At 66.1% G+C, this 23,281-nt stretch carries 24 protein-coding genes and 1 pseudogene; 14 read left to right on the top strand and 11 right to left on the bottom strand.

Features of this window, described 5'->3' with window-relative positions:
• Positions 1 to 8: 8 nt before the first annotated feature.
• Positions 9 to 1,259, bottom strand: coding sequence for a sarcosine oxidase subunit beta family protein (locus tag IPV08_RS04240; RefSeq protein ID WP_207410891.1), 1,251 nt, complete (start codon positions 1,257 to 1,259; stop codon positions 9 to 11).
• 231 nt (positions 1,260 to 1,490) lie between these two features.
• Here IPV08_RS04240 and IPV08_RS04235 point away from each other — a divergent pair, with 231 nt between their 5' ends.
• On the top strand, positions 1,491 to 2,396 hold the full coding sequence (locus IPV08_RS04235; protein WP_246747779.1) for a GlxA family transcriptional regulator: 906 nt from the start codon (positions 1,491 to 1,493) through the stop codon (positions 2,394 to 2,396).
• A gap of 60 nt (positions 2,397 to 2,456) precedes the next feature.
• Here IPV08_RS04235 and IPV08_RS04230 read toward each other — a convergent pair.
• Positions 2,457 to 2,711, bottom strand: a pseudogene (locus IPV08_RS04230) (hypothetical protein); the annotation flags it as partial.
• A gap of 515 nt (positions 2,712 to 3,226) precedes the next feature.
• Positions 3,227 to 3,922: an HAD family hydrolase gene (locus IPV08_RS04225; protein WP_207410890.1), complete on the bottom strand. Its 696-nt coding sequence runs from the start codon at positions 3,920 to 3,922 to the stop codon at positions 3,227 to 3,229.
• Positions 3,923 to 4,101: 179 nt separating this feature from the next.
• On the opposite strand from IPV08_RS04225, the gene IPV08_RS04220 reads away from it, so the two are divergent.
• The 6 genes from IPV08_RS04220 (at position 4,102) to mepA (ending at position 7,773) form a co-directional block, all read left to right on the top strand.
• A complete protein-coding gene (locus IPV08_RS04220; protein WP_056428459.1) occupies positions 4,102 to 4,422 on the top strand; it encodes a hypothetical protein in 321 nt (106 codons plus the stop codon).
• A gap of 99 nt (positions 4,423 to 4,521) precedes the next feature.
• On the top strand, positions 4,522 to 5,181 hold the full coding sequence (gene msrA / locus IPV08_RS04215) for a peptide-methionine (S)-S-oxide reductase MsrA (protein ID WP_207410889.1): 660 nt from the start codon (positions 4,522 to 4,524) through the stop codon (positions 5,179 to 5,181).
• 87 nt (positions 5,182 to 5,268) lie between these two features.
• Entirely contained in the window at positions 5,269 to 5,772 is a 504-nt protein-coding gene (locus IPV08_RS04210; protein ID WP_207410888.1) for a TIGR00645 family protein, read from the top strand.
• A 22-nt stretch (positions 5,773 to 5,794) separates the two neighbouring features.
• A complete protein-coding gene (locus tag IPV08_RS04205; protein WP_207410887.1) occupies positions 5,795 to 6,109 on the top strand; it encodes a DUF2293 domain-containing protein in 315 nt (104 codons plus the stop codon).
• Between the two features lie 154 nt (positions 6,110 to 6,263).
• Entirely contained in the window at positions 6,264 to 6,797 is a 534-nt protein-coding gene (locus IPV08_RS04200; RefSeq protein WP_056428471.1) for a hypothetical protein, read from the top strand.
• Positions 6,798 to 6,843: 46 nt separating this feature from the next.
• Entirely contained in the window at positions 6,844 to 7,773 is a 930-nt protein-coding gene (gene mepA, locus IPV08_RS04195) for a penicillin-insensitive murein endopeptidase (RefSeq protein ID WP_207410886.1), read from the top strand.
• A gap of 163 nt (positions 7,774 to 7,936) precedes the next feature.
• On the opposite strand, the gene IPV08_RS04190 is transcribed toward mepA, so the two are convergent.
• Positions 7,937 to 8,833 carry an AraC family transcriptional regulator gene (locus tag IPV08_RS04190; RefSeq protein WP_056428474.1) on the bottom strand — a complete coding sequence of 299 codons (897 nt, stop codon included), beginning with the start codon at positions 8,831 to 8,833 and terminating at the stop codon, positions 7,937 to 7,939.
• Positions 8,834 to 9,650: 817 nt separating this feature from the next.
• On the opposite strand from IPV08_RS04190, the gene IPV08_RS04185 reads away from it, so the two are divergent.
• The 4 genes from IPV08_RS04185 to IPV08_RS04170 all read left to right on the top strand — a co-directional run bounded on the left by IPV08_RS04185 (position 9,651) and on the right by IPV08_RS04170 (position 13,679).
• Positions 9,651 to 9,866, top strand: a complete 216-nt coding sequence (locus IPV08_RS04185) for a hypothetical protein (RefSeq protein ID WP_056428477.1) — start codon at positions 9,651 to 9,653, stop codon at positions 9,864 to 9,866.
• Between the two features lie 78 nt (positions 9,867 to 9,944).
• Positions 9,945 to 10,148 (top strand): hypothetical protein, encoded by a 204-nt coding sequence (locus IPV08_RS04180; protein ID WP_056428480.1) that lies wholly within the window; start codon positions 9,945 to 9,947, stop codon positions 10,146 to 10,148.
• 137 nt (positions 10,149 to 10,285) lie between these two features.
• Entirely contained in the window at positions 10,286 to 11,563 is a 1,278-nt protein-coding gene (locus IPV08_RS04175; RefSeq protein ID WP_207410885.1) for an HlyD family efflux transporter periplasmic adaptor subunit, read from the top strand.
• Between the two features lie 4 nt (positions 11,564 to 11,567).
• Positions 11,568 to 13,679, top strand: a complete 2,112-nt coding sequence (locus IPV08_RS04170; protein ID WP_207410884.1) for a cysteine peptidase family C39 domain-containing protein — start codon at positions 11,568 to 11,570, stop codon at positions 13,677 to 13,679.
• 60 nt (positions 13,680 to 13,739) lie between these two features.
• On the opposite strand, the gene IPV08_RS04165 is transcribed toward IPV08_RS04170, so the two are convergent.
• The 3 genes from IPV08_RS04165 to IPV08_RS04155 form a co-directional block, all read right to left on the bottom strand.
• Positions 13,740 to 14,138 carry a cupin domain-containing protein gene (locus IPV08_RS04165; protein ID WP_207410883.1) on the bottom strand — a complete coding sequence of 133 codons (399 nt, stop codon included), beginning with the start codon at positions 14,136 to 14,138 and terminating at the stop codon, positions 13,740 to 13,742.
• Between the two features lie 33 nt (positions 14,139 to 14,171).
• On the bottom strand, positions 14,172 to 14,927 hold the full coding sequence (locus IPV08_RS04160; RefSeq protein WP_207410882.1) for a glucose 1-dehydrogenase: 756 nt from the start codon (positions 14,925 to 14,927) through the stop codon (positions 14,172 to 14,174).
• Positions 14,928 to 15,067: 140 nt separating this feature from the next.
• The gene (locus tag IPV08_RS04155; protein ID WP_207410881.1) at positions 15,068 to 15,982 is read right to left on the bottom strand and encodes a LysR family transcriptional regulator; all 915 of its coding nucleotides are present in this window, start codon (positions 15,980 to 15,982) and stop codon (positions 15,068 to 15,070) included.
• A 131-nt stretch (positions 15,983 to 16,113) separates the two neighbouring features.
• Between IPV08_RS04155 and IPV08_RS04150 the strand changes: the two genes are divergently transcribed.
• Positions 16,114 to 16,836, top strand: coding sequence for a sulfite exporter TauE/SafE family protein (locus IPV08_RS04150; RefSeq protein ID WP_207410880.1), 723 nt, complete (start codon positions 16,114 to 16,116; stop codon positions 16,834 to 16,836).
• Positions 16,837 to 16,966: 130 nt separating this feature from the next.
• On the opposite strand, the gene IPV08_RS04145 is transcribed toward IPV08_RS04150, so the two are convergent.
• A complete protein-coding gene (locus tag IPV08_RS04145) occupies positions 16,967 to 18,310 on the bottom strand; it encodes a dicarboxylate/amino acid:cation symporter (RefSeq protein ID WP_056428498.1) in 1,344 nt (447 codons plus the stop codon).
• 398 nt (positions 18,311 to 18,708) lie between these two features.
• Between IPV08_RS04145 and IPV08_RS04140 the strand changes: the two genes are divergently transcribed.
• Entirely contained in the window at positions 18,709 to 20,502 is a 1,794-nt protein-coding gene (locus IPV08_RS04140; protein ID WP_210348211.1) for an ATP-binding protein, read from the top strand.
• Positions 20,499 to 21,857: a sigma 54-interacting transcriptional regulator gene (locus tag IPV08_RS04135; protein WP_207410878.1), complete on the top strand. Its 1,359-nt coding sequence runs from the start codon at positions 20,499 to 20,501 to the stop codon at positions 21,855 to 21,857. The genes IPV08_RS04140 and IPV08_RS04135 overlap by 4 nt, the downstream gene beginning before the upstream one ends.
• A 19-nt stretch (positions 21,858 to 21,876) precedes the next feature.
• On the opposite strand, the gene IPV08_RS04130 is transcribed toward IPV08_RS04135, so the two are convergent.
• From IPV08_RS04130 to IPV08_RS04120, 3 genes are all read right to left on the bottom strand, one after another.
• Positions 21,877 to 22,344 (bottom strand): lysozyme inhibitor LprI family protein, encoded by a 468-nt coding sequence (locus IPV08_RS04130; protein WP_246747778.1) that lies wholly within the window; start codon positions 22,342 to 22,344, stop codon positions 21,877 to 21,879.
• Between the two features lie 60 nt (positions 22,345 to 22,404).
• On the bottom strand, positions 22,405 to 22,656 hold the full coding sequence (locus IPV08_RS04125; protein WP_056428507.1) for a hypothetical protein: 252 nt from the start codon (positions 22,654 to 22,656) through the stop codon (positions 22,405 to 22,407).
• A 112-nt stretch (positions 22,657 to 22,768) separates the two neighbouring features.
• Positions 22,769 to 23,092, bottom strand: a complete 324-nt coding sequence (locus IPV08_RS04120) for a YbjQ family protein (RefSeq protein WP_056428511.1) — start codon at positions 23,090 to 23,092, stop codon at positions 22,769 to 22,771.
• Positions 23,093 to 23,281: the final 189 nt, after the last annotated feature.

Here is a 23,281-nt window from a genome sequence, read left to right as displayed (position 1 = left end):
ATCCGCGCTCAATGGAGGTTCGGCTGGGCGCCCATGCCCTTCTCGTCGATGAGATGGCCGGTGGCGAAGCGGTCGAGTCGGTAGGCGGCGGCGTCCTCATGGGACGTGTCGCGGGCGATGAGATGGGCAAAGCAGAAGCCTGCCGCCGGGGTCGCCTTGAAGCCGCCGTAACACCAGCCCGCATTGAGATAGAGGCCATCGATCGGAGTGCGGTCGATGATCGGACTGCCGTCCATGGACATGTCCATGATCCCGCCCCAGTGCCGCAGCAGGCGCAGGCGCCCGAGGCCCGGCCACAGGGCCATGCCGCCCTCCATCACGTCCTCGATCGTCGCGAGGTTGCCGCGCTGGGCGTAGGAATTGTAGCCGTCGATGTCGCCGCCGAAGACGAGGCCGCCCTTGTCCGACTGGCTGACGTAGAAATGGCCGGCCCCGAAGGTCATCACCGTGTCGATGAGAGGCTTCACGCCCTCGCTGACGAAGGCCTGGAGCACGTGGCTCTCGATCGGCAGGCGCAGATCGGCCATGGAGGCCAGCAGCGATGTCGAGCCCGCCACCGAGAGCGCGACCTTCTTCGCCCGAATGAAGCCACGGCTCGTCTCGACCCCGACCACCCGCCCGTTCTCGCGGCGGATGCCGGTGACGGCGCAGTTCTGGACGATATCGACGCCCCGGTCGCTGGCCGCGCGGGCATAGCCCCAGGCCACGGCGTCGTGGCGCACGGTGCCGCCCCGACGCTGCAGGAGACCGCCCTTCACGGGAAAGCGCGCATTGTCGAAATCGATGAACGGCACCATTCCCCGAACCCCCTCGCGGTCGAGGAGTTCGGCATCGATACCCGCCATCCGCATGGCGTTGCCGCGCCGGGCATAGGCATCACGCTGCGCATCCGAATGGTAGAGATTCAGCACGCCGCGCTGGCTCACCATGGCGTTGTAGTTGATGTCCTGCTCCAGCCCCTCCCAGAGCTTCATCGACCGTTCGTAGAACGGGATGTTGCCGGCAAGTCCGTAGTTCGAGCGGACGATGGTGGTGTTGCGCCCGACATTGCCGGAGCCGACATGGCTCTTCTCCAGCACGGCCACGTTGGTGATGCCGTGCTCCTTAGCGAGGTAATAGGCGGTCGCGAGACCGTGACCGCCGCCACCGACGATGACGACATCATACTCGGCCTTGGGCGCGGCATCGCGCCATTGGGGCTTCCAATCACGCTGGCCACGCAGGGCCTGACCCAGGACACTGAGGAGGGAATAGCGCATGGCGGGACATGCTCCGGGGCTGGTTGCGGCGTGTGTCACCTTGAGTAGCGTATCGCCGGCTAACGCCCCTTGCATTTTACGACGTCATTCGGACAATTTGCGCAGAAATGAACGGCCGTCCTCTAGCGCCAAAGTCCCCGAATCTTGCCCGATCTTGCCCTTGACGCCACGGCATCGGAAAAGCCGGCGCCGCTGACTGTCGGCTTCATCTTGCTGCCGGGCTTTCCGCTCATGTCCTACGCGGCCGCGGTCGAGCCCATGCGGGCGGCCAACACCCTTCTGGAAAGCGAAGTCTACCGCTGGTGGCATGCGGCGCCGGGCGGAGGCGCCGTCCAGGCTTCCAACGGAATTGCGATCCTGCCGGATGTCGATGTCGGCGACACCAAGCTCGACGCCGACCGTGTCTTCGTCTGCGCGGGTGGAAATCCCGCCGCCTTCGACGACCCAGCCCTGACCGCTTGGCTTCGCCATCTCGCCCGGCGGGGGATCACGCTCGGCGGCATTTCCGGAGGGCCTTACCTGCTCGCCCGTGCGGGTCTGCTGAGGGGGCGCCGTTGCACGCTCCACTGGGAGCATGTTCCCGCTTTCGAGGAGCGCTATCCGGATATCGAGGTCGTGCGCTCCCTCTTCGAGATCCAGGACGATCGGATCACCTGCTCGGGCGGCATCGCCGCTCTCGACCTGATGCTCAACCTGATCGAGCGCGACCACGGTCCGGGCCTCGCCAACGGCGTCAGCGACTGGTTTTTGCACAACCAGATTCGGGAGGGCCTGAGTCCGCAGAGGATGGACCTCCGCCTGCGGATCGGGGTGCGCGACCCGCGGCTGCTCCGGGTCCTCGCCGCGATGGAAGCCAATCTGGAAACGCCGCTCTCGCGGCAGGGACTGGCCGATCTCGCCCGCGTGTCGATCCGTCAGCTCGAGCTACTCTTCAGAAACCGGATCGGCATCAGTCTTCACCAGCATTATCTCGCCCTGCGGCTCGACCGGGCCCATCAGCTCCGCCGCGAGAGCGCGCTGAGCTCGGCAGATATCGCCATGGCGACGGGATTTGCCAATGCGGCCGAACTCGCCCGAGCCGAACGCCGGAGGCGCCTCAAGGCCACAACCCCGCCTAGCAAAACCGGCGAGGGGTGAGAGGGCCGTTCCGGGACGGGCGTCCGCGCCGGAACGGCCGCCTTCGAGGGGAGCGAAAGCTCAGCGCCCGTACGCGGTCCGATGGATGTCGAAGCCCGCGTCGGCCCGGACAGGATCGAGGCGGGGCGAGGCGGCCTGCCTGCGCGGCGCGCGACGAGCCGCGAAACGGTCCCGAGCCGCCTTGGCGGCCTTCTCGACGCTGGCGAAGACGAGCCCGTCGAGGGGGTCGAAATCACGGCCGGACGAGAAGAACCGGACGCCGCCCCGTTCGGGCACGGCGATTCCGGCCGTCACGTCGCCGATTTCGATCACCCGTGGCGGCGGGGCGGTATGAAGGCGGTTACGGGCACGGGCCTCGAGATGATCCGCCCGGGCATCAGGCGTGTGCAATCGGTTCAACGCCCTGTGGGCGTCGTCCTGGTGAAAGTGGGGCATGGTGTCGAAGTCTCCTGGCACGGCCTAACGGCCATCTGCTGAAAGCAATCGGATCTGACGGGTGGGTCAGCTTCGACAGCGGGAGCAGGCACAAAAGAGACTTTGGAACGAGGGTCGATCAATCACGGCAAGTCATCCTTTCGATGAAGGACCACGAGGCGCGAGCGCTCCGCAGTGCTTTAGCGTTTGATGACGCGGCGCAAGCTACACACTTCAAATCACCGCGGCGGACCAAGCCATCCGGTCTGGAACCGCACCTCTAAAATGAGAGCAACACGTCGCTTCGTCAACGGATGCATCTTCCGAATGCATGCAGTCTTGTGGCAGGAGTGACGCCTGGACCCACGAAGCGCAGGCGATTTCTTCGGAGGGTGGTTTTTTGGAGTGCGCCGCGGTCAAGCGGACGCGGCGGCCACGCGCCCGATCAGGCCGGCAAGGTCGCGATGATGCCCGTAGACCCGTTCAGCACCGGCCGCGATCAGGTCCGCTCCCGTGGAATCGTGCAGCCAATGCCCTCCGCCGGTGAAGCCCAGGACGCGCATCCCCGCGGCGCGCGCCGCCGTGACGCCAGGCACGCTATCCTCCACCACGAGGCATCGGCCAGGAGCGAAGCCCATCTCGGCAGCGGCAAGGAGGAACAGGTCGGGAGCCGGCTTGCCGCGGGAGACCATGGTCGCCGAGAAGATACGGCCCTCAAACAGGGGCAACAGGCCGGTGAGGCCGAGCGAATGGGCGAGCCGCGCCGGATCGCTGCTGGACGCGACGCAGCTCGGAAGCTCCAGCGCCCGCACCGCCAGCGCGATCCCCTCCATGGCGCGCAGGTCGCGGTCGAAGGCGCGAAGGGTTTCGGCTTTCACCGCCTCGACGAAGCCGTCGGGCGCGGCGATCCCGTAATCGCGCTCGATATGCCCCATGATCGACGTCATGGATGTGCCGGCGAAGCGCTCCCTCACCGTATCCACATCGATGACCACTCCGATCCGATTGAGCCCGGCAGTCAGCGTCCCGAGACTCAGGGGCTCGCTATCGACCAGCACGCCGTCGCAATCGAAGATCACCAGTTCGGTGGGAGTTTCGGGTTCGGTCGGCAAAGCGCTGGTCCGCTGGAAATGTCTGGGCCGGGCTGTGCCACGGAGGCGTCTCGGGGCGCAATGGCAGTCCTCGCGCACTCATTGCCGGGACGGCGTGCGCCTCGGACACCTTGCGCCTCGCGACGGCGGCCCGTAATCCCGCAGGGCCGGCATGGGAGCCGGCTTGTGTGCAAGCCGCGATGCTCCGCTTTCTCAGCCGCCTCCTCGGATACGTCGTCCTCGCGGCGGGCTTTGTCGGCCTCGTCTATGATGGCGCGCGTTCGATCGCCAATAACGGCGTGCGCGTCACCAGCCTGAGCGACCTGCTGATGACACTGTTCAAGGAGCGCGGAAGCGCGCTTCAGGGCGCGGTGGAGAGCGTGGCGCCATGGCTTTGGCAAGCCCTCGTCCTGCCGCTGACCCTGGCCCCCGCCTGCCTCCTCGGCCTCGGCCTGGGGGCTTTCCTGCTCTGGCTCGGCCAGCCGCCCCGCGAGCCGATCGGCTTCCTCAGCCGGCCCTGACATCGACGTCCGGCGGCATGGCCGTTTCGACACGGGGCATTCAGGAACGGGGCCGGCACCCCATATAGGGGACATCCCGCCCTCTCATGGAGGCCCCCGATGCTCCAGTTCTTCCGCAAGCGTCCCGAGATGCCGAGCGCCACCGATGCGTTGCCCGGCCGGTCGACGCCGATTCCCACCACCGAGACCCATTTCGTCAACGGCAATCCGCTGAAAGGCCCTTATCCGGAGGGAACCGAGCAGATCGTCCTGGGACTCGGCTGCTTCTGGGGCACCGAGCGCAAGTTCTGGCAATTGCCGGACGGAATCGTCGTGACGGCGGTGGGGTACGCTGGCGGCTTCACGCCCAACCCGACTTACGAGGAGGTCTGCTCGGGCATGACCGGCCATAACGAGGTTGTCCTCGTCGTCTACGATCCGGCCGTGCGCCCCCTGGAGGCAGTGCTCAAGACGTTCTTCGAGAGCCATGACCCAACCCAGGGCATGCGCCAGGGCAACGATGTCGGCACGCAGTACCGTTCGGGAATTTACACGGCAAACGAGGAGCAGGCCGAGACCGCCCGACGCGTTCGGGAGGCCTACGGAGAGGCGTTGAAGGCACGCGGGTTCGGCGAGATCACGACGGAGATCGTCCCCCTCGATACGTTCTACTTCGCCGAGGGCTACCATCAGCAATACCTTGCCAAGAACCCGGCTGGCTATTGCGGTGTCGGCGGCACCGGCGTGACCTGTCCGGTTGGAACCGGGATCGCCGCCTGAGGCGCCCGGCTTATCCAAGCGCGAACCTTGTCGAGCTTGGCGGTACATGGCAAACCCCCACCCGGTCGGACGGGGGTTTTGGGACAGATGGTCGAACAGGTTTTCGAACGCGTACTTTTCGCGTGTCGCTGGCTGCTGGCGCCCTTCTATGCCGCACTGGGCATCGGCATCGTCGTGCTGCTGGTCAAGCTGCTGCAGGAACTCGCCCACTTCGTCTTGCACATGTGGAGCGCCACTGAGTCACAGATCATTCTCGGCGTGCTGACTCTGGTCGATCTGTCCTTCACCGCATCCTTGCTCATCATCGTGATGTTTTCGGGATACGAGAACTTCGTCTCGAAGATCGATCATACGGACCATAAGGACTGGCCCGAATGGATGGGGACGATCGACTTCACCGGACTGAAGCTGAAGCTGATGTCTTCGATCGTCGCTATCTCGGCGATCTCACTGCTGAAAGCCTTCATGGACATCAAGGCGACGCCGGACCGAGAGCTGTACTGGCTCGTCGGTCTCCACATGGTCTTCGTCGTCTCCGGTATCCTGATGGCCCTGACGGATCGGATCGCCGCCGGGCATCACGACAAGTAGGAACGTCCCGGGAGTCGGCTTGATGACCCGCGCGGAAGCCGTCGGTGAAGCGCTTCGGATCCTTGCTCCGCGCCTTCCCGCCTTCGAGACGGATTCCGTCCTTGCCCGGGCGCTGGCCAGTCCTGGCCTGCGGAATGCGAGCCCCGAGACCGCGGCATGGCTCGCCCTCGTCGCCTTCGCCCGCCACGTCTTCACCGAATACGAATCCTATCTCGAAGAGGGCTACGACCGCGACAGCGCCCGCCATTTCGTCCTCGACGAGCTCAACGAGACGTTGCGCGGCTGGGGCGTGCGCCGAACCTTGTCCGAGGATGTAGAAGAACCGGACGAGGGGTGACCCCCGCGTCGGCCCCGCCCAGCAAGGGGGCGTGGCGCTTGGCCTGACCCTTCGGATAGGCGCCTTCCCGAAGAACATCTCTGCGGGAAACCTTTCCGGCGGCGCAACCGTTTCCACGATCGAGGGGGCCTCGACCGTTCACAGGACAGTGGCCATGCGCAGAATGCTCCCCATCATCGCCGGATTGGTGCTCGCATCCGGTGCGGGCCTCGCGGCCGACCGGGCATGGGCGCAGCAGGATGCCGATCCTGCCGCCTGTACCACGTTCGACTGGCCGATCCTGCGGGAGCAGGCCTGGTTCGAGGCGCCCTCCCTCCCCCGGCTCGATTCCGGCGCGACCCTCTCCGCGGAAATGCCGGGCGCCGTTCTGGCGCTCAAGCCGGTCGCGGGAGCCGATCTTCCCTTGACGCCTTCGCGGGAACCGAAGCCCGGCACGTTCGGCGGCAGCTTGCGTATCCCACCCGTCGTCACGCCCGGCCTGTATCAGGTGACGTTGTCGGACAATGCCTGGATCGACGTGAGCCAGGACGGCGCGACGACGCGCAAGCCCGTGGCGAGCACGATGCGGCCCGGATGTCCGGGTGTCTCGAAGAGCGTCCGGTTCCAGTTTGGCACCACTCCTATTCTCGTCGTCGTCAGTGGTGCGAAATCGGATTCGATCAAGATCGCGGTCGCACCGGCGGAATAGTCGAGAGCTCTCGACGGCCCGACGGCCGATAGACTAGGTTGGCACCATGCACCTGACCTCTCGTCCATTCCGCCTCGCGGCCCTCGCCTTCCTCTTGTGTGGAGGGGCCGCACAGGCCCAGGATAGGGGCAGCGTAAACCCCAAGCCCCTTCCACCCCTGGCCGATCCCGATGCGCCGTCGACGCCGGCCAGAGCCCTGTTCGGGCGGGCGACGACACCGGCACCCGGCCCCGCCCGACCCTATGGCTCTTATGCGAAGGGATGCTTTTCCGGCGGCGAGGCCCTGCCCAATGACGGACCGACCTGGCAAGTCATGCGCCTCTCCCGGAATCGGATGTGGGGCACACCGCATCTCGTGGATTTCATTGAGCGCCTAGCCGCCAAGGCTCCTCGCGTCGGATGGAACGGGCTTCTCGTGGGCGACATGTCCCAGCCTCGTGGCGGCCCGATGCTCACGGGCCACGCCTCGCATCAGCTCGGCCTCGACGCCGATGTCTGGCTCACGCCCATGCCCGACCACCGCATGACCCGCGCGGAGCGTGAGGAGACCTCTGCCACCAACGTGGTCCGCGCGGACCGCCTCGACATCGACCCGCAGGTCTGGACGCAGGAGCACCTCAAGCTGATCCGCCTCACGGCCCAACAGCCCGAAGTCGCGCGCCTCTTCGTCAACCCGGCGATCAAGAAGGCTTTGTGCCGGGAGGCGGGGGGCGACCGCTCCTGGCTCAACAAGGTGCGCCCGATGTACGGGCACAATTACCACTACCATATCCGCCTCTCCTGCCCGGCTGGGGACGACCAATGCGGAGACCAAGCGCCGCCGCCATCCGGCGACGGCTGCGGAGAGGAGCTCGCATACTGGTTCAGCGACGCCGTGCTGAACCCGCCGAAATCCACGAAGCCGGCGAAACCCAGACCGCCGATGACCATGGCGGCCCTTCCCGCAGCCTGCCGGATGGTGCTGAAGGCCCGGTAAGCTCAGCTTTCCCGCGAGCACAGCGAGGATTCGTGTTTCGGGATCCACGCCGATGGGCGGGGATGCGCAGCGTCAGGTCGGATAGCCCATGCGATTCGGCATCACGGATGCCACATCCCGGAACAGTGGCACGCAACCGGGAGAGGCGGGTTCTACGCCCGACCTAATCGGCAACCGCATCGGCGGACCGGCTGTCGCGCGCACGGCGCACGAAAGCGCGCGGCGGTTGTCCCGTGAGACGGCGGAACGTCTTCGACATCTGGCTCGCATCGCTGAACCCCGCCAGGGGGACAATCTCGCTCAGACTCATCGTTCCGGTGGCGATAAGGTCCTGCGCACGGTTCACCCGCTCGCGCAGGATGAACTGGTAGGGCGTCACCCCGAATGACGTACGGAAAGCGCGGACCAGATGACCGACGCTGATACCGACCGCATCCGCGAGGTACTGCAGGCTCAGCGGTTCGGTGAGGTGGGTGAGAATCAGCTCTCGAAGGATGGCGGCCTGCGTCGAAGTCAGGGTCGGGCCATTGCGGTGTGGAGGCGCATCGGTGCCTGAGAACAGCTGCAGCAGCGTCGCCGATACGCTTTCTACCAACAGAGGACCGTTGGCGCAGCCGGTCTCGAGGTCGGCCGAGACTGCCTGCAGGAGATGGCCCGCGGCGACTTGAGAGCGCGACGGGAAGAACTGCGTCCGGATGCGCGTCTTGGCCAGGGACAGATCGGTAATGCGCTCGACGGCCTCTGGAGCCAGCTTGAGGACCATGGTGCGAAACGCACCGGTCCAGTTCTCGATCACGGTCGCCCCCGGCTCGAGGACCACGATGTTGTCCTCGGAGAAATGATAGCTCTGCCCGGACCACAGGAAGTGCTGGCTTTGCGGGGCCAACGAGAGGGCGAAATGGATGCCTTGCTGGACGATGGACGCCGTCCCATGGCTACCGAGCATCAGGTCGCAGAACCCGATACCGGCCCAGCCGAGCCCCGTACTGGTCTGGAGCACTGCCTCGATCTCGCCATCGAGTTCGAGCGTGCAACCGAACTCACTCCGCTCAACCCGCATTCACGATTTCATGGTGCATGTGAAACCCTCGTGCTGCAGCCCGTTCAATGGATTGTGCCTTACCGAAGCGTCAGAACTTCCCAGCTCTGCCGCAGGATATTCCGGCAACAGGCAAAGGAGACTTCGGCAATGTGGTGTGTCATTTCGAAGAAAATCGATCTGTCACTGTCCAACACGTCGCAGCCTCGGATGCAGAGATATGACACGCAACGAACCGATGCAAACAGAGCCGCTTGTTTAGAACTCCACTAATTGGACGCATCTTGTCCTTTTGCTTCGTCCATCGAAACGACTCATGGCGGCATGCACGCATTATGGAACAAGCGGAGCGTTTGCTCAGGCCTCGATTGAATTCTTCATCCGGTACACCTGATTTTGAAGGATCGTGAGATCATTGCGTCTATCGCCCCCAACATTGGGAGAAGCATTTTCCCCACAGTCAAGCCGAGCCCGTCTCTTCGATTCACATGCGACAAAATGTCAATTCTCTGAAAAAAGCTCTTTTGTTTCCAACACTTATGGACTGCAACACAAAATTCCAGCCTTGACTCCGATTTCGATCAACAATCGCCAAAAACGCCTGTCGCAGGCGATATGATACAGGATATTATGCACCGCCGCCGAAGGCATATAGATATAGATCATCAATCGCCAATATAGATCTATCCGTTCCTCCCTAAGATCGAAGGGTCGAGATAGTGGCTTGATGGATCGGGCAAGAGGTGTAGTCTGGATGACAGAAAGCAATCCCGAACGCTTTCAAACATAGAACGACGAGAAAACAATCGATCTGCCGAACACATCTTGGAGAGAAAATATGTCGACTGCCAATGACACTATTCGCCCCCTCGAAGCATCCGAGCTCGATGCTGTCGGCGGCGGCCTCTCCCTGGGACTTGACCTCGACCTCTCCAGCGAACTCGGTGCCGTATCCGGCACGGTCGATCAGGTCGGCGGGCTGGTAAGCGGTCTCGTAGGCGGCCTTCTCGGTGCCGTAGGCGGCGTTGTCGGCGGACTGCTCGGCGGCAAGTAACGCTGCCTTCGAACCAGCGTCCTGATTTCTCCAGGCCCGGCGCGAAACGAACGCGCGGCCTCATACCGGAGCTATGACATGACCCAGAACCTCGACACCATCCGCGAACTCGACGCCAAGGAACTCGACGCCGTCGGCGGCGGCCTCTCCCTCGGCCTGGAACTGGACCTCTCCAGCGAACTCGGCGCCGTCTCCGGCGTGGTCGGTCAGGTAGGCGGATTGGTCAGCGGTCTCGTCGGTGGCCTTCTTGGCGCGGTCGGCGGTCTTCTCGGCGGCCATTGAACCACGCCACGAACTCTCCGCATCCTTCCGATCGGTGAATAAGCGCGGCGGGCCAGTAGGCCCGTCGCGTCGTTCGTGCATATGAAGCCACAGAGCCGAAGCACGCCGTCTCTCGACCAGGAAAACCACCGGACCCGATGACGTCGCCGCTTTTCCGCGCAGAGGTCGCCCAGGCGCGGCGGGATTCCTGGCTGGGCGAGGCCCAGATCGTTCAGCCGCTCTCGATCCGGCTGATGACTGCGATCACGATCCTGATCACGATCGCCGCGCTCCTCTACGTCGTCTTCGGCACTTATACGCGGCGCATCCACGCCTTCGGCATGCTCACGCCGGATGTCGGTCTCATCACCGTGGCAAGCCCGGTGGCAGGACGCGTCAGCGTCTCGGGGGTGAAGGAGGGCGACAGGGTCGTTCAGGGCCAGCTGCTCTACACCCTGGACCTCGACGCCGTGTCGGCCAACGGTCCGACCCAACAGCGCATCATCGATCAGCTGGCCCGGCAGAAGGAGACGATCGAGGCGCAATCTCGGTTGCGGTCGGCCATGGCGGCCACCGAGAAGCGCTCGCTCGCCGAGCAGATCGACAACCTTCAATCCCAGTCGCGGCAATTGGAGGAACAGGTCCAGCTGCAGGAAAAGCTGGTGCCGCCGCTGAAGGAGCGGGTCGATGTCCTGGCCAAGGCAGTGAGCGACGGCTTTGCCCGCTCGGCCGACCTCCAGAACCAGAATTACCTCTACCTGCAGGCGAGTTCCCAGCTTGCCCAGTTCCGCAACTCGCGTCTGCAGCTCATGGGCAAGGTCGGAGAGTTGCAGGCGACGCTCGCTACCTTCGACGACAAGCTCGCCCGCGACCTCGCCGAGATGGACCGCACCGCCGCCCAATTGGAGCAGCAGCGGGCCGAGAGCGAGGCACGCCGGGCCATCGAGGTGCGGGCGCCGGAAAAGGGCATCCTCACCTCCATCCGGGTCCAGGCCGGCCAAGGCGTGGCAGCGGGCGCCACGCTGCTCACCCTGCTGCCGAGCGAGGGCCGGCTCCAGGCGAACCTGTTCGTGGAATCCTCAGCCATCGGCTTCATCGATACGGGGGAGGCCGTGATGCTGCGCTACGCGGCCTTTCCCTTCCAGCGCTTCGGCCTCTATCGCGGCACCGTCACGGAGGTGACCCGCGCGCCCCTGGAGGCCGCCGACCTGCCGGAAGCCGCCGGCGCCAAAGCGAAGAACGGCGACGGCATCTACCGCATCATCGTGCGGCCGGACGAGAACAGCGTGATCGCCTATGGCGAGAGCCGCCGTCTGGAAGCCGGGATGCGGGTCGAGGCCGACATCGCCCTGGAGAAGCGCCCCCTCTACCGCTGGCTTCTCGACCCGCTCTATCGGGTCAAGCGCAGCGTCGATCTCGTGACCCGGGGCGGATGAAAGCGTGAGCCTGCTCAGCACCCTCCAGTTCGGCTTCGGCCGGCGCGTGCCCGTCCTGCTCCAGGCGGAGGCTGCCGAATGCGGCATGGCCTGCCTCGGCATGGTGCTGGGCTACCACGGCCGACATGTGGATCTCGGCGCCCTGCGCCGCCGGCATGCCCTGTCGCTCAAGGGGATGACCCTGCGCAACCTCATCGATCTGGCGGGCTCGATGGGCCTCGCCACCCGGGCCTTGCGGGCCGAGCTGAAGGATCTGCCCAAGCTCAAGACGCCGTGCATCCTGCATTGGGGGCTCAACCACTTCGTCGTGCTCACCGCCGTGAACGGCAGGGGGATCGTCATCCACGATCCCGCCCGGGGGCGGCGCAAGCTCACCTTCGCGGAGGCGTCGCGCGAGTTCACGGGCGTCGCCCTGGAGGCGAGCCCGACCACCAGCTTCGTGCACGAGAAGCGCCGGCGCGGACTTGCGCTGGGCGACCTGTTCCGGACGATGGGCGGCATCCGCCCGGCCCTCGCCCAGATCCTAGCCCTGTCCCTCGGCATCGAGCTCGTCGCGATCCTGATGCCGATCGCTTCGCAGATCGTCATCGACGAGGTCATCGTCAACGCCGATCTCGACCTGTTGCTGGTGGTGGCGGTGGGGCTCGCCCTGCTGCTCGTCGTCCAGCTCGTCCTCTCGGTGGCGCGGACCTGGGCGATCATGTTCACCGGTACCAAGCTGAACTACCAATGGTCGGGCAGCCTGTTCGACCACCTCTCGCGCCTGCCACTGGACTATTTCGAGAAGCGGCACGTGGGCGACGTGATCTCGCGCTTCGGCTCCCTTGCGACGATCCAGAAGGGGCTCACCACCGATCTCGTCCAGGCCGTGCTCGACGGCATCATGTCCATCGGCATGCTCGCCATGCTGGTGGTCTATGGCGGCTGGCTTTCCCTCGTGGTCGTCGCCTCGACGGCGCTCGCCGCGGCGCTGCGGATCGCCGCCTACGCTTCCTACCGCGAGGGCACCGAGGAAGCGATCGTCGCCGAAGCGCGCCAGCAGAGCCACTTCATCGAGACAGTGCGCGGCATGGCGAGCGTGAAGCTCCTCGACCTGCGCGAGCGCCGGCGCGGCACCTGGATGAACCACTTCGTGACCTCGCTGAATGCGCGGCTGCGGCTCCAGCGCCTCGATCTGATCTTCGGGCGGGCCAATGAGCTGCTGTTCGGTCTCGACCGGCTGCTCCTGCTCGTGCTCGGCGCGCGGGCGGTCATCGACCAGTCGATGACGCTCGGCATGTTGGTGGCCTTCCTTGCCTATCGCGACCAGTTCTCGCAGCGGATCGGCAACCTGATCCAGTCGGGCTTCCAGTTGCGCATGCTCAATGTCCAGACCGACCGGTTGTCGGACATCGTCATGAGCGAGCCCGAGGAGGGTTCCGGCTCCACCCTGGAACCGGCCGCCCCGGCGGTGATCCGGGCGGCGGAGGGGACGGGGAGTGTCGCCGTGAAGGAGCTCGCCCTGCGCTACGGCGCGGACGAGCCCTGGATCTTCCGCGATCTCAGGCTCGACGTGACGGCGGGGACGAGCTTCGCCATCACCGGCCCCTCGGGTTCGGGCAAGACCTCATTGATGAAGATCATGATGGGCCTGTTGCCGGCGAGCGAGGGGCGCGTCCTCGTCGACGGGCAGGAGATCCGCACCCTCGGGGCGGCCACCTATCGCCGCCGGATCGCGGGCGTGATGCAGAGCGATGGCCTCTTCGCCGGTTCCATCGCGGAGAACATCGCCAGTTTCGACGAGCGGCCCGATGCGGGCTGGATCGAGGAATGTGCCGCGCGCGCGGCGATCCTCGCCGACATCAAGCGCACCCCGATGGGGTTCGAGACCCTGGTGGGCGATATGGGCTCGACGCTCTCGGGCGGCCAGAAGCAGCGGGTCATCCTGGCCCGCGCCCTCTATCGCAAACCGGAGATCCTGTTCCTCGACGAGGCGACGAGCCATCTCGACGAAGCGACGGAAGCCGTCATTGCCGAGGCTTTGCGCGACCTGCGCATGACCCGGATCATCGTCGCCCACCGCCCGGCCACCATTGCCGGAGCGGACCACGTCTTCACCCTGACGCCCTCCACATGAGGCCCCGTCGGGACGAGAGCCTCCGCACCCGCCCGTCGAGGGGCGGCCCTGGCGCGAGCGTCAAACCCCGCGATAGTGTTCGTCGGTGACCTGTTCCAACCACGTCACCGCCCGGCCATCGAGTTGCTCCTGGATCGCGATATGCGTCAGGGCCATCGTTGCCGTTGCCCCGTGCCAGTGTTTTTCATCCGGCTTGAACCAGACGACATCGCCCGGCGCGACAGCCTCGATCGGGCCGCCCTCCCGCTGAACCCAGCCTGCCCCGAAGGTGACGATGAGCGTCTGGCCGAGCGGATGCGTATGCCAGGCGGTGCGGGCGCCCGGCTCGAATGTCACGCTCGCTCCGGCGACCCGCGCCGGCTCGGGCGCGGAGAAAAGAGGGTCGATCCGCACGGTCCCGGTAAACCATTCGGACGGTCCCCTGCCGGACGGTCGCGACCCGCTGCGTGTAATGTCCATTCGCCTGCTCCTCCGTTTCCACCGGATCGACCGTCAAAGCGACCAGCCACCGTCGATCACCGTGGCGGCTCCGGTCACGAACCCACCGAGGTCCGAGCACATCCAGAGCACCGCTTCCGCGATCTCCTCCGGCTTGCCGAGACGCCCTACCGGTTCGAGGTCGATCGCTTTCTGAACGTCGCCTCCCGTGAAACGGTCCATCATCGGCGTTTGGATGTTGCCGGGCAGGATAGCGTTCACCCGTATGTTCTTCCTGGCATAGTCCAGTGCCGCCGAGCGGGTCAGACCGATGATGGCGTGTTTGGAAGCGGCATAGGCCGCGCCGCCCGCGACACCGCGGATGCCGGCACCAGAGGAAGTGTTGACCACCACGCCGCCGCCCTGGCGTACCATCTGCGCCAGCTCGTACTTCATGCAGAGGAAGGTCCCCCTCAGGTTGATGCCGAGGATGCGGTCCCATTCGTCGAGTTCGATCTCGTGGACCGGCGTGGCCCTGTTCTCGACTCCGGCATTGTTGAAGGCGCAGTCGAGGCGTCCGAAGCGTTCGACGGTTCGGGCAATCGCCGCTTCCACCTCTTCCGGTAGAGACACGTCGCAACGGATCGCCAGTACTTCTCCGCCGACCGCTTCAATCTCGGCCCGCAAGTGTTCCAGGGTCTCCTCACTCCGGTCGGCAATCGCCACACGAGCGCCCTCCGCCGCGAAAGCGAGGGCGGCGGCACGTCCGATGCCGCTGGCGGCACCGGTGACGAAAACGACCTTTTCGGTGAAACGGTGCGTGGTGAGCATGTCGGAAGCCTCTGGCTGGCCGTGAAGGCGAGCCCTACCGCTCACCGATCGGCGAGAAGTAGGCTCACAGCGTCACTCCGATGACCCGCCATTGCTTCAACGGACCGATGAGCATGGCTCATCGCTGGGCGACATCGCGCCTACAGACCGAGCGGCCTAAGCTCGCGAACCAGATCGATGAGGAGCCGCAGGCCGGTCGGCAACTGGCGACGTCCCGGATAGTAAATGTGGAAGCCGGCTCCCGCGGGGGCCCAATCCATCAGAACGACGCGCAGTTCACCGCGACTGACCGGCGACCTGACGCATGGTTCGGGGAGGTAGGCCAGCCCCCCGCCTGCCGTCGCGAGGGACAGCGCGAAGTGCGTGTTGTCGATGGTCACGGCGCCGGGCACATCGAGCGCGAGCGGCTCACCGGCCCGTTCGAACTCCCAACCGTAGAGCCGTTCGTCACCGAGGCGGATGCGCAGGCACCGATGCGCCAACAGGTCGTGTGGATGCTCCGGCGTTCCATGCCGATCCAGATAGCAGGGTGCGCCGACCACCGCCCAGCGCAGGTCGGCCGACAGGCGCTGGGCAATCATATCCTGAGCGACGGTGCCGCCATATCGGATGCCCGCATCGGCCCCGGCCTCCACGATGTCGAGCAGATCGTTGGAGACGCGGACGTCGATCTCGATCTGCGGATGGCGCTCGCTGAAGACGGGCAGCACGGGCGCGAGCAGCAGCGTGCTCGCATGTTCGAGCACATTGAGACGAATGCGCCCCGCGGCGTTCCCTGGCTCCCGGTGGCGGTTGAGTCCATCGAGCGCCGAACCGATCGCCGCGAAGGGTGCATCGAGCGACGCCAGAAGCTCTTCGCCCGTTGCGGTCAGGGTGACGCTCCGGCTGGTGCGGTTGATCAGCCGCACGCCGAGGCGAGCCTCCATCGCCTTGAGGGCATGGCTGAGCGCGGAGGCACTGACACCGAGTTCTAGCCCCGCGCGCCGGAAGCTCAGATGACGAGCGATGGCGAGGAAGGTGCCAAGATCGGCAAGATCGGTCCGACTGGTCAGCATGAGGCAGGGGAACGTTCGCTGGCGGGAAAGTGTCCGAGCCGGCCTCCGTCGGCAAAGGCTCGCAGGCCGAGGTTATCCAACGTCAGGCATTGCCCCTAGGGACTTCCGGTTCGGCCGGGCACAATCGTCCGATGGGTCTGCTTCTCATCCTCTCCATCGGCCTCGTGGCGGGCGTCGTCAGCGGCATCATCGGTACCGGCTCCTCGATCATGCTGGTGCCGGTGCTCGCGTATGTCTACGGGCCCAAGGAAGCCATCCCGATCATGGCGGTCGCAGCCGTGATGGCGAACCTCTCCCGCATCCTGGCATGGTGGCGAGAGGTCGACTGGCGGGCCGTCGCCGCTTATGCGGCGACTGGAATTCCGGCGGCCATGCTCGGCGCCCGCACGATGCTGGTCCTGCCGCCGCGTGCCGTCGATCTGGCGATCGGCGCGTTCCTTCTGGCGATGATCCCCGGACGCCGCTGGCTGGCCGACCGCCTCGTCAGAGTGCAGCTCCCCCACCTGGCTGTTGCAGGAGCAGTTATCGGCTTCCTGACGGGCATCGTCGCCTCGACCGGCCCGGCCTCGGTTCCGGTCTTCATCGGCTACGGCCTGACCAAGGGTGCGTTCATCGGCACGGAGGCCGCTGCGTCGCTGGCAATCTACCTGACCAAGACCCTGACCTTCCAGGGAACCGGCGCGTTGCCGGTCGCGGTTTTCGTCAGAGGCCTTGCCGTGGGCGCGGCTCTCATGGTGGGGGCGTTCGTGGCAAAGCCCTTCGTGCTTCGCCTCGCCCCGGAGACGTTCCGGTTCATGATGGACGGGCTTCTGGCGATCTCTGGCACGTGTCTCGTCTGGAATGGCCTCGGGTGACCCATCGCATCGAGGAGCCGAGGCCATGCTCGACGCGAAAGGGGCTGCCGGGCCATCGCGGTCCGGCAGCCCCTTTCGGATCGACTTCGAGCCGGCTGGATCGCCACCCGGCTCGAAGTCGGTACGGGTGTTACTCCGCAGCCTGGAGAACCGGCATCTCGGCTGCCAGAGGCATCGGGTTGCCGCCCAGCGCCGCCGCGAGTCTGACCTCGTCCACTTCACCTTCCCAGCGGGCGACCACGATGCAGGCCACGGCGTTGCCGATGAAGTTGGTGAGCGCGCGGCACTCGGACATGAACCGGTCGACGCCGAGGATCAGCGCCATGCCGACGACGGGCACGGAGGGGACCACCGCGAGGGTCGCCGCCAGGGTGATGAAGCCCGAACCGGTGACGCCGGCCGCACCCTTGGAGGAGAGCATGGCCACGAGGAGCAGGAGGCCCTGCTCGCCATAGGTGAGCGGCGTGTCCGTGGCCTGCGCGATGAAGAGCGCCGCCATGGTCATGTAGATGTTGGTGCCGTCGAGGTTGAACGAGTAGCCGGTGGGGACCACGAGGCCGACGACGGGCTTCGAGCAGCCGGCGCGCTCCATCTTCTCGAGCAGCGAAGGCAGGGCCGACTCGGAGGACGAGGTGCCGAGCACCAGCATCAGCTCTTCCTTGATGTAGCGGATGAGCTTGATGATCGAGAAGCCGTTATAGCGGGCGACGAGGCCGAGCACGCCGAGCACGAAGATCGCCGAGGTCAGGTAGAAGGCGCCGACGAGGTAGGCGAGGTTGGCGAGCGAGGCGATGCCGTATTTGCCGATGGTGAAGGCCATGGCGCCGAAGGCACCGATGGGGGCGACCTTCATGATGATGTTGACGACGCCGAAGATGGCTTCCGACAGCACCTTGATGATGTCGAGGACCGGCTTGCCGCGATCACCCAGGAAGGCGAGGCCGAAGCCGAACAGCACCGAGAAGAACAGGACCTGAAGGATTTCACCGCCCGAGAACGCACCCACCGCCGTGGTCGGGATGATGTTCATGAGGAAGTCGGTGATCGACTGCGTCTTCGCCTTGTCGGCGTACATCGCGATCGACTTCGGATCGAGGGTCTTCGGATCGATATGCATGCCTGCGCCCGGCTGGACGAGGTTCGCCACGATCAGGCCGACGATGAGGGCCAGGGTCGAGAAGGTGATGAAGTAGATGAGCGCCTTGCCACCGACGCGGCCGACCTTCTCCAGGTTGGTCATGCCGGCGATGCCGGAGACGACCGTGAGGAAGATCACCGGCGCGATGATCATCTTGACGAGCTTGATGAAGGCGTCACCGAGCGGCTTCATGTCCGCGCCGACCTGCGGATAGAAGTGGCCGAGGGTGATGCCGATCGCCACGGCGACCAGCACCTGGAAATACAGCGTGCGATAGAGGGGCTTCGGCTTTGCCGGCGCATGCGGCGCGGTCAGCGGAGACGGTATGGTGGCCATGGCGGGCTTCTCCCTGGAGATAGATAAAACTGGGTCGGATCGGTGCGCCGGTTCTGTCCGGGCATCGTCGTCTCTTGGTCTTGGCGTCGGGACACTCGCCCCTTCGGCTTGCAGCCCTGCGAACAGCGCAGGCCTGCGTTTCGGTCTAGGAATGGCAACCCGCGTGCCAGCTTGGGAACTCCTGAAATATTTCGTTAAGACATTGATTCCAGACATATTTCTCTTGTCGGCGAGGTTCCCATTCGCGGCCCCAGTGCGAAATCCCGCACTCAGTCGCCAAATTCCGTCCGGGAAATCGCACTGATGCGAAGCACGTGAATCAGAATTCTTCTTTCCGCGGCGGAACCGAACCGCGATGGCGCGCGCGGTGGCATCGCACCCTCGTTCCGGTCGCCTGCCTGATCCTGGTTCTCGTTGGGGCATGGCTCGCTGGGCGGGCGGCCGAGCGCTGGGCGCTGACGGACCTTCGCCGTACGGCCCAGGCCGCCCTGGCGCTGCAGGTCAGCGCGTTGAGGGCCGAAATGCAGAAGCAGGCCTCGCTTCCGCTGGCCCTGGCCGCGGATCCTGAGATCGCAGCAGTCGCGGGTCCTGAGCCGGGGCAGCCCTTGGTCACCAGGGTCAACAGACGGCTCGCTCAGATCGCGGCGGCCACGGGCGCGGCGGTGATCTACGTCATCCGCTCCGATGGGATCACGGTAGCTGCGAGCAATGCAGGGTCGGAGCGCAGCTTTCTCGGCCGGGACTATGCTTTCAGGCCCTACTTTCGGCAGGCGATGACCGGCGGCGCCGGATCGCAATTCGCCCTGGGTACGGTGAGCGGCCGGGCGGGCCTCTACCTCTCGCGGCGGATCGACGAATCCGGCGGCGTGGTGGTGGTGAAGATCGAATTCCACGACGTCGAGGCCGCGTGGCGGCAATCGGGGGATGGGGTGTTCGTGGCGGATGCAAGGGGCATCGTCCTCGTGGCGAGTGATCCCACGTGGAACTTCGCGACCCTCCGCGAGGTCGGCGAGGACGAGCGAAAGCGCATCCGCGCGGCGTTGGAATTCGGCGACGCCCCGCTCACGGCGCTTCCGCTCCACCCCGTCGGGGGGATGCAGGACCTCGTCCGCGTCGGGCAGGGGTCGCGGCCGGCGCGAACCGCCCTGGCCCTCGACGCCCCCATTCCAGGCACCGACTGGCGACTCCATACCCTGACGCCGGTGGGTTCTGCCGTGGACCGCGAGCGGGTGCAGGCCTGGATCATCGCCGCCCTCGGCACCGGGCTGGCCTGTATTGGGATCGCGACCGTGGCGGGCCGCCGGCGACGGACACGCCAGCGCCTCGCTCAAGCCGCGACGCGCCGGGAAGAGTTGGAGAGGAGCGTCCGTGAGCGGACGATGGAACTCACCGACGCCAACAGGATGCTCCGGCTGGAAATCGAAGAGCGACGGAGGGCGGAGGAGGAGCGACGGCAGGCGGAAGCCGAGCGCGAACGCCTCGGCCGAGAACTCGCTCAGGCCGGGCGGCTCGCGGCCTTGGGCCAGTTCGCCGCCAGCATGGCGCACGAGATCAATCAGCCGCTGGCCGCCATCCGCTCCTACGCCGACAACGCGGCGATCCTGGTCCGACGGGGCCGGGGTGAGGAAGCGGCGGAGAACGCTTTCGCCATCGGCCGCCTCACCGACCGGATCGGCGGCCTGACGCGGCAGCTCAAGGGTTTCGCCCGGCGTTCATCGCCCCGGCGCGAGCCCGTGCCCCTCGCCGATATCCTCGCCAACAGCCTGGAACTGGTGGAAGCACGGGCGAAGGCGGCCGGGATCGCGCTCACGGCGGAGACGCCGGCCCCTGGCCTCTGCGTTCTCGGTGACGGGCCGCGCCTCGAACAGGTCGTGGTCAACCTGCTCCAGAACGCCCTCGACGCGTCGGCGGGGAGCACCGATCCACGGGTCTCCATCCTGGTTCGGAACCTGCCCGGGGAGCGTGTGGCGGTCGAGGTGCGCGATACCGGGCCGGGCTTGCCTGAGGCCATTCGGGCCCAGCTCTTCGACGCCTTCTTCACCACCAAGTCCGATGGGCTCGGGCTCGGGCTCGCCATCGCCCGCGGAATCGTCGAGGATTGCGGCGGCAGCCTGAACGCCCTGGACGATCCGGCCGGCGGGGCGGTGTTCCGGATGGAACTGGCCAAAGCCCCCGTGGAGACGACATCGTGAGCGTTGAAGAGGGTGCGGGCGGGTCGGCCGAACGGGTCGTCTTCATCGACGACGAGGCGGATGTCTGCCGCGCCAACCGCCAGAGCCTTGAGCTCGATGGGTTCACGGTGGAGACCTTCGGGGCCGCCGGACCTGCGCTGGCCGCCATCCTCGCCGATCCGCCCGGCCTTGTGGTTACCGACGTGCGCCTGCCCGATCTCGACGGCATTGCTCTGTTCGGGCGGATCAAGGCCATCGATCCGGAACTGCCGGTCATCCTGATCACCGGGCATGGCGACATCCGTATGGCGGTGAGCGCCATGCGCGACGGGGCCTACGATTTCCTGTCCAAACCCTACCCGGCCGAATCCCTCGTCGCCTCGGCGCGCCGCGCTCTGGAACGGCGCCGGCTCGTTCTCGAGAACCGCACCCTGCGCGCCCGGCTGGACGCGGCGGTGGAGGAGGACCCGGCCTTCCTCGGCATTTCCCCGGAGATGGTGCGCCTGCGCCGTCTCGTGCGGGATGTCGCCGATGCCGATGTGGACGTTCTCGTCTTCGGCGAGACCGGCTCGGGCAAGGAGGTGGTGGCGAGCGCCCTGCACCGCTGGAGCCGGCGCGCGAGCCGGAACTTCGTGGCGATGAATTGCGGCGCGCTACCCGACAGCGTCGTCGAGAGCGAACTCTTCGGCCATGAGGCCGGTGCCTTCACCGGCGCCCTCAAGCGCCGGGTCGGCCGGATCGAGCACGCTCAGGGCGGCACGCTGTTCCTCGACGAGATCGAGAGCATGCCATTGGGCCTGCAGGTGAAACTCCTGCGCGTCCTGCAGGAGCGGGCGGTGGAGCCGTTGGGCAGCAACGAGATCCGCGCCATCGACATGCGCGTGGTGGCCGCGACCAAGGTCGATCTCGGCCAGGCGGCGGCGCAGGGCACCTTCCGCGACGACCTCTACCACCGCCTCAACGTCATCACGATCGCGATTCCGCCCCTGCGCGAGCGGCGCGAGGACGTGATGCTGCTGTTCCAGGAGTTTCTCACCCGCGCCGCTTTGCGCTTCGGCCGCGAGCCCGCGCCGATCACGCCGGCCGTGCGGGAGCACCTGCGCCGGCACGACTGGCCCGGCAACGTGCGCGAGCTCGGCCATTTCGCCGAGCGTCACGCCCTCGGCCTCGGCCAGCACGACTCGCCCTCACCGGAGGCCGCCAGCACCGGAACCCTGGCCGAGCAGGTCGACCGGTTCGAGCGAGGCCTGATCCGCGAGGAGCTGATCATGGCCGGCGGCGACGTCCGCATCGCCGCCGAATCCCTCGGCACGCCGCGCAAGACCCTCTACGACAAGATGGCCCGGCACGGCCTCACGCCCACCGATTATCGCTGAGCGAAAGGTCGGCCCGGATTCAGTGAAGCGGGTAGCGGCTCAGGATGTCGCCAGTCCGCTGGACGGTCTTGTCGTAGAGGCACGCGTAGGTCGCCGTTGTGGTCCCGCTGCCACTGTTCCACTCGCTGACGATCAGAGCCCCGCAATCGGCGTCGCGGAACGCGATCCAGGCACGCTGCGCCGCGGCGAGTTGCGCCTTCCACTCCGTCTTGGCCTTGGCATCCTTGCCGCTATCGTCCGCGTCGATCACCGAGAGCGCCTTCCGGTAGGCTGCGTTCAGCGCCTTGTCGGCGCCCTCCAGGGCTTTCTCCATGCATTCCGCCGTCTCGGGAGTGGAGTTCTCGGTCGTGCAGAGCTTCGCCGAGGGCTGCGCGGCGGACACGGCCGTCGCCGAACCTGCGAGCGCCAGCAGCACGGCGAGGACGAGAAAGCCGGAGCGACGGCTCGTCTCCCGCCCGCCATGGATCTCTTGGTCAGGCATCGGCATGCTGCGGAGATCCTTCGGAAGTGAACGGGAGGCGGCCGGAATCGCGGAAAGCGTGCGGTGTCAGAAACGGCGCTCCTTGCGGTCCGGGTTCGGGCCGGTGGTGTGATAGCTGGCCATGCAGGCGTGATAGATCTGCGAACCGAGGTCGTAGAGGCTGAGATTGCTCGGGTTGGCGGCGCTGAACACCTGCGCCCTGGCCTGCTCGCGGCAGGCGGCGTCCTGCGGGCTCTGGATCGGCGGCTCGTTCACCTGCTGGGCAAGGGCCGCACCCGTGAGGGCGATGAAGAGACATGCGGTCAGGGTCGTGCGCATCGTGTCGGATTCCGTGGTTGGAGAAGAGGAACGTGATGGGGCCTGACCGCCAGAAACCCGAGGTTTGTCAAGGCGATAGGGGTGAGCGTCCCGACCTGCCGGGATGCGGTGGTCAGGCGTTGCGCTCGACGATGGCGGCGGTGCCGTAGGCGACGACCTCCATCATGTTCTGGTCGGTTTCGGAGGAGTCGAATCGCATCGTAAGGACGGCGTTCGCGCCGAGCTGAGCAGCGTTCTGCGCCATGCGGTCGATGGCCTGGCCGCGCGCTTCCTCGATCAACCGGCTGTATTCGCCGACCTCGCCCCCGACGAGGGAGCGCAGGCCGGCACTGAAATTTCCGACCGCGCCCCGGCTGCGGACCACGGCGCCGAAACAGGGGCCTCGCACTTCGCGGACCGTACAACCCGGAATGGTTTCGGTGGTGACGATGATCATGCCGGAACGCTCCTCACGGATTCTCCCGTCCCGGAAGGCCAGGGAGAATCGCGCGCAGTCTGTGACCAATCTGTGCAGTGAGACCCCGAGCGGAGCAAGACTCGATCGACGGGCAGACTTTCCAATTCGGCGCGGGCCGCCCGGACCAGTTGTGCCAAAACGGCAGACCGTCACCGCCACGCGCACCCG

The organism is Methylobacterium sp. SD274 (genome assembly GCF_017355285.1).
Lineage (GTDB): Bacteria > Pseudomonadota > Alphaproteobacteria > Rhizobiales > Beijerinckiaceae > Methylobacterium.
This window is presented reverse-complemented; position numbering and strand designations above follow the sequence as displayed.